The sequence below is a fragment of the Clostridiales bacterium genome, assembly GCA_012512255.1.
Taxonomy (GTDB): Bacteria; Bacillota; Clostridia; order Christensenellales; family DUVY01; genus DUVY01.
In genome coordinates, this window is the sequence record JAAZDJ010000115.1 from 1 (window position 1) to 4,326 (window position 4,326).

6 protein-coding genes are annotated in these 4,326 nt (G+C 42.6%); 5 read left to right on the plus strand and 1 reads right to left on the minus strand.

Translation table 11 applies throughout. The features are described from left to right. From GX756_05925 to truA, 3 genes are all read left to right on the plus strand, one after another. Nucleotides 1–773: energy-coupling factor transporter ATPase (locus GX756_05925; GenBank protein NLC17397.1), on the plus strand; the 773-nt coding region annotated here is incomplete at its 5' end. Between the two features lie 50 nt (nt 774–823). Continuing rightward, on the plus strand, nt 824–1,660 hold the full coding sequence (locus tag GX756_05930; protein ID NLC17398.1) for an energy-coupling factor transporter transmembrane protein EcfT: 837 nt from the start codon (nt 824–826) through the stop codon (nt 1,658–1,660). A gap of 6 nt (nt 1,661–1,666) precedes the next feature. Next, a complete protein-coding gene (gene truA, locus GX756_05935) occupies nt 1,667–2,416 on the plus strand; it encodes a tRNA pseudouridine(38-40) synthase TruA (protein NLC17399.1) in 750 nt (249 codons plus the stop codon). Here truA and GX756_05940 read toward each other — a convergent pair. Then, nucleotides 2,413–2,970: a manganese efflux pump gene (locus tag GX756_05940; GenBank protein NLC17400.1), complete on the minus strand. Its 558-nt coding sequence runs from the start codon at nt 2,968–2,970 to the stop codon at nt 2,413–2,415. The genes truA and GX756_05940 overlap by 4 nt on opposite strands. 381 nt (nt 2,971–3,351) lie before the next feature. Here GX756_05940 and rplM point away from each other — a divergent pair, with 381 nt between their 5' ends. Continuing rightward, nucleotides 3,352–3,789 (plus strand): 50S ribosomal protein L13, encoded by a 438-nt coding sequence (gene rplM, locus GX756_05945; GenBank protein NLC17401.1) that lies wholly within the window; start codon nt 3,352–3,354, stop codon nt 3,787–3,789. Between the two features lie 28 nt (nt 3,790–3,817). Then, nucleotides 3,818–4,222, plus strand: coding sequence for a 30S ribosomal protein S9 (gene rpsI, locus GX756_05950; protein ID NLC17402.1), 405 nt, complete (start codon nt 3,818–3,820; stop codon nt 4,220–4,222). Nucleotides 4,223–4,326: the final 104 nt, after the last annotated feature.

Genomic DNA, 4,326 nt, shown 5'->3' on the forward strand with positions numbered 1-4,326 from the left:
CCATAGACGACGGCGAATTTGTGGGCATTATAGGGCATACGGGCAGCGGCAAGTCCACTTTGGTTTTGCATCTTAACGGGCTTATCAAACTCACATCGGGCAAAATTTTGGTCAATGACATAGATTTAAGCAAAAAATACGACTACAAAAAATTAAGATCCACGGTCGGCATAGTATTCCAATACCCCGAATACCAGCTTTTTGACGAAACGGTGGAGAAAGACATAGCCTTTGGGCCAAAAAATTTGGGCCTTAGTAAAGAGGAAGTCGCCTACAGAGTCCGGACGGCTATGGAAATGGTCGGGCTTGATTACGAGAGCGTAAAAGACCGTTCGCCTTTTGAGCTGTCGGGCGGGCAAAAGCGCCGCGCCGCGCTTGCAGGCGTTATCGCGATGCGCCCCAAAATTTTGTTTTTGGACGAGCCTACGGCGGGCTTGGACCCCAAGGGCAAAGAAAATATTTTGCAGCTTGTCCATTCCATAAAAAAAGCGTCCCAAGCTACTGTGATTATGATAAGTCATAATATGGACGAAATAAACGAGCATTGCACGCGCGTCGCCGTGCTTAATCAAGGCGAGCTTGTCTATTATCTAAAACCTAGCGAGCTGGTGGAGCGCAGCGAAGAATTGGAAAAAATAGGCTTAGATCTTCCGACTTCGGCCAAAATAGCAAGACGATTAAGAAAAAGAGGCCTAAATCTAAAGCCTGGCATACACAAACAAGACGAGCTTATCGCCGAGGTTTTGAAGCTGTATAAAGGAGAACGGGCTTGAGAGATATTGCTTTGGGTCAGTATTATCCCGCGAACTCAATCATTCACCGGATGGATCCCCGAACCAAAATATTAATAGCCCTTGCGTATATGGTTTCTATATTTTTTATCAATACATATACGGTCTATCTATTTGCCTTTTTGGTTTTGTTTGCCGTAACGCTGTTGTCCAAAGTCCCTATAAAATTGATTTTAAAAAGCGTCAAGCCCATATTATTTTTGATAACATTCACGGCTATAATTAACCTGTTTTTAACGCCTTTGGAAAACAAACCTTTCTTAATAAATATTTATTTCAAGCGGTGGACGGTCAATAATATCATCTTTGAGTTTAAGTGGAAATTTTTGCGTTTTGGAATGACTTGGACGGGCGTTGACAACGCCTTAAAAATGGCGCTTAGGCTTACATTATTGGTAATGGGCCCGTCATTATTGACATTGACCACGACGCCCGTAACTTTGACGGACGGGGTGGAGTCATTGATGAAGCCCTTGAAAATAATAAGATTTCCTGTTCACGAGCTGGCGCTTATTATGAGCATAACCTTAAAGTTTATACCCAATATAATTGAGGAAACCGACAAGATAATGATGGCGCAGAGGGCAAGGTGCGCGGACTTTGACAGCGGCAACATTTTCAAAAAAGCCAAAGCGCTGTTGCCCGTTATAATCCCGCTGTTTGTGAGTTCGCTAAGGCGCGCCGAAGAGCTAGCTTACGCTATGGACTCGCGCTGTTATAGGGGCAGCAAGGGCAGAACCAAAATGAAAGAACTCAAATTCGGGCTAAAAGACTTTGCGGCGCTGGCGTTAGCGGCGGGATTTTGCTTTTTGATTTTTATGGCGAGATATAATTGGTTTTCCCTTAGCATAATTCAATCATTGGTCTAAAATAATATGAGAATATTATTAACCATAGAATACAGAGGAACAAATTATCATGGCTGGCAGCGCCAAAAAAACCTGCCAACAATAGCCCAAACTCTAGAGCAGGCTATTTTTAAAGTCACAGACAAACAAGTCAGCATTCACGGCGCGGGCAGAACGGACGCGGGCGCGCACGCCTATAATATGAAAGCGCATTTTGATATTGATTATCCTTTGCCGCCGGAAAAATTCGCCTATGTTCTTAACAATGTCTTGCCCCCAGATATAAAAATTCGGAAAAGCGAGTTAGTTGATGATAATTTTCACAGCAGGTTTTGGGCAAAGTCCAAGACATATATTTATAAAATTTATTTATCCGACAGCCCTAGCGGCGTGTATTACGACACCCATTACAGAGTAAGGCCGCCTTTGGATATTGACGCTATGAAGCAAGCCGCCAAGTTTTTGATAGGCGAGCATGACTTTAGCGCTTTTATGTCCCAGGGCAGCGCCCCTTCGTCAACAATAAGGACTATAACCGATTTGGCTATTTCTTTAAGGGAAATTGACGACGGATACGGTCAAGAGCTGGTTATCAAAATTACGGGCAGGTCGTTTTTGTATAATATGGCGAGGGTGATTGTCGCCCAATTAGTCAAAGTCGGCAAAAAAATCATACAGCCCCAAGATATAAAAACTATTTTGCTAACGAAGCAGAGAAAATACGCCAAGGAAATTGCGCCCGCCCACGGGCTATATTTGCTTGACATTGAATATTAAAAGAAAATATGCTCAATTAAGATTTTGAGCCCTATTAATATCAAGATTATCCCGCCCGCAATCAACGCCCTTTTTTCTAGCTTTTTGCCTATGCATGAGCCGAGCTTGGAGCTAATTAGGCACATCGCCAAAGTTATCGCCGCTATTATCAGCGCGGATATGTAAATATTGAGCTGTTCTTCAACATTAAGGCTCATCCCCGCCGCGAAGGCGTCTATGCTGGTGGCGACAGCGAGTATAATCAGGACTTTATTAGACGAATAATCCACGGGCGTTTGGTCGTCATGGAAGGCGTCAATTATCATCTTGCCGCCTATAAAGCTAAGAAGACCAAACGCGACCCAATGCGCGTAAAGATCAATATAATCTATCAAAAACGACCCCAGCGCATAACCCGCCAAAGTCATGCCGCCCTGAAAAACAGAAAAAAGCGCGGCGCATTTTAGGCTCAGCGCTTTTTTGTTTTGGCAACAACAAGCCCCGCTTGCCGCGGCAGCTGCGGCGGCGTCTAAAGACAGGCTTAACCCGATTAATATTACCGTGATATATCTCATTTTGATTAAAAAAGACTTTTGACATTGTGTCAAAAGTCTATATAACTACAAATGTCAAAATCTTTTATTTTGGTTAAAAAATATTATTTTGACGCTATAATAATATAAATATAATAATATAAAAATGTCTATCTAGTGTCAAGCTTTTGCGTCTTAGGTATATTTTATTAAGCGGCGCTGATTATTATGCGTAATGCCATAAACGCTAGCGACAGCGGGTTTATTTGCTTGACAATGGTCGGATTTTTTAATAAAATGTTTTAGCGTCTATTGGATGCGTGTTTTTTATTGTCTTTTTTTGCCCCGTTAAAAGAGAATAAAAAACAATATTGATTAATTGATTTTTTAAAATTTTATTAAACGCTCAAAAAGGATAATAACATGAAGACATTTATGGCAAAACCGCAGGATATAGAAAGAAAATGGTATGTAATTGACGCCGACGGCGTGGTTTTGGGACGGTTGGCTTCCCAGGTGGCGGCGATTTTGCGCGGCAAGCACAAGCCTATATACACGCCCCATGTAGACACGGGCGACCATGTTATAGTCATCAATTGCGACAAAGTGGTTTTGACGGGCGACAAGCTTGACCAAAAGGTCAAAAAGTCATATTCGGGCTATCCCGGAGGGCTAAAGACCGTTGTATATCGCAAATATCTGGCCGAAAAATCCGACGAGGCGGTCTATAAGGCAATCAAAGGAATGCTTCCCAAAAACAAATTGGGCAGAGCCATGATCAAAAAGCTCCGCACCTACAAGGGCGCAGAACATAACCATCAAGCTCAAAAGCCCGAGGTTTTGGATTTGTTTAAAAGATAAAGTTAAGAGGTTATAAATTATGGCGAAAATCGCAAGCAAGAAAAAAATACAATATTGGGGAACAGGCCGCAGGAAAAAGGCGGTTGCCCGCGTGAGATTGATTTCAAACGGGACAGGAAACATAATTATCAACAAAAGGGATATTGACGATTACTTCGGATTAGATACCCTAAAATTAATAGTAAGACAGCCGCTGGAGCTGACCAAGACCACTGACAAATGGGATGTCCATGTCAATGTAAAAGGCGGCGGATTTACCGGCCAAGCCGGCGCTATAAGACACGGCATCGCAAGAGCGCTGTTGGAGGCCGATGCCGAGTATAAACCTGTTTTAAAGCAGGCGGGATTTTTGACAAGAGACCCGCGTATGAAGGAAAGAAAGAAATACGGTCTCAAAAAGGCCCGTCGCGCGCCCCAATTCTCCAAGCGTTAATCTTAATACTGAACATAAAAACAAAACCTCTTTTTCGCGGGGGAAAAGAGGTTTTTTAAATGCTTATTTTTCGCTATAATTAGGCGTTATATTTGGCTTTTAAG

Coding starts and splice junctions, on each gene's coding strand:
- GX756_05930 (NLC17398.1), top strand. CDS start 824: ATGGATCCCCGAACCAAAATATTAATAGCCCTTGCGTATATGGTTTCT.
- truA (NLC17399.1), top strand. CDS start 1,667: ATGAGAATATTATTAACCATAGAATACAGAGGAACAAATTATCATGGC.
- GX756_05940 (NLC17400.1), bottom strand. CDS start 2,970: ATGAGATATATCACGGTAATATTAATCGGGTTAAGCCTGTCTTTAGAC.
- rplM (NLC17401.1), top strand. CDS start 3,352: ATGAAGACATTTATGGCAAAACCGCAGGATATAGAAAGAAAATGGTAT.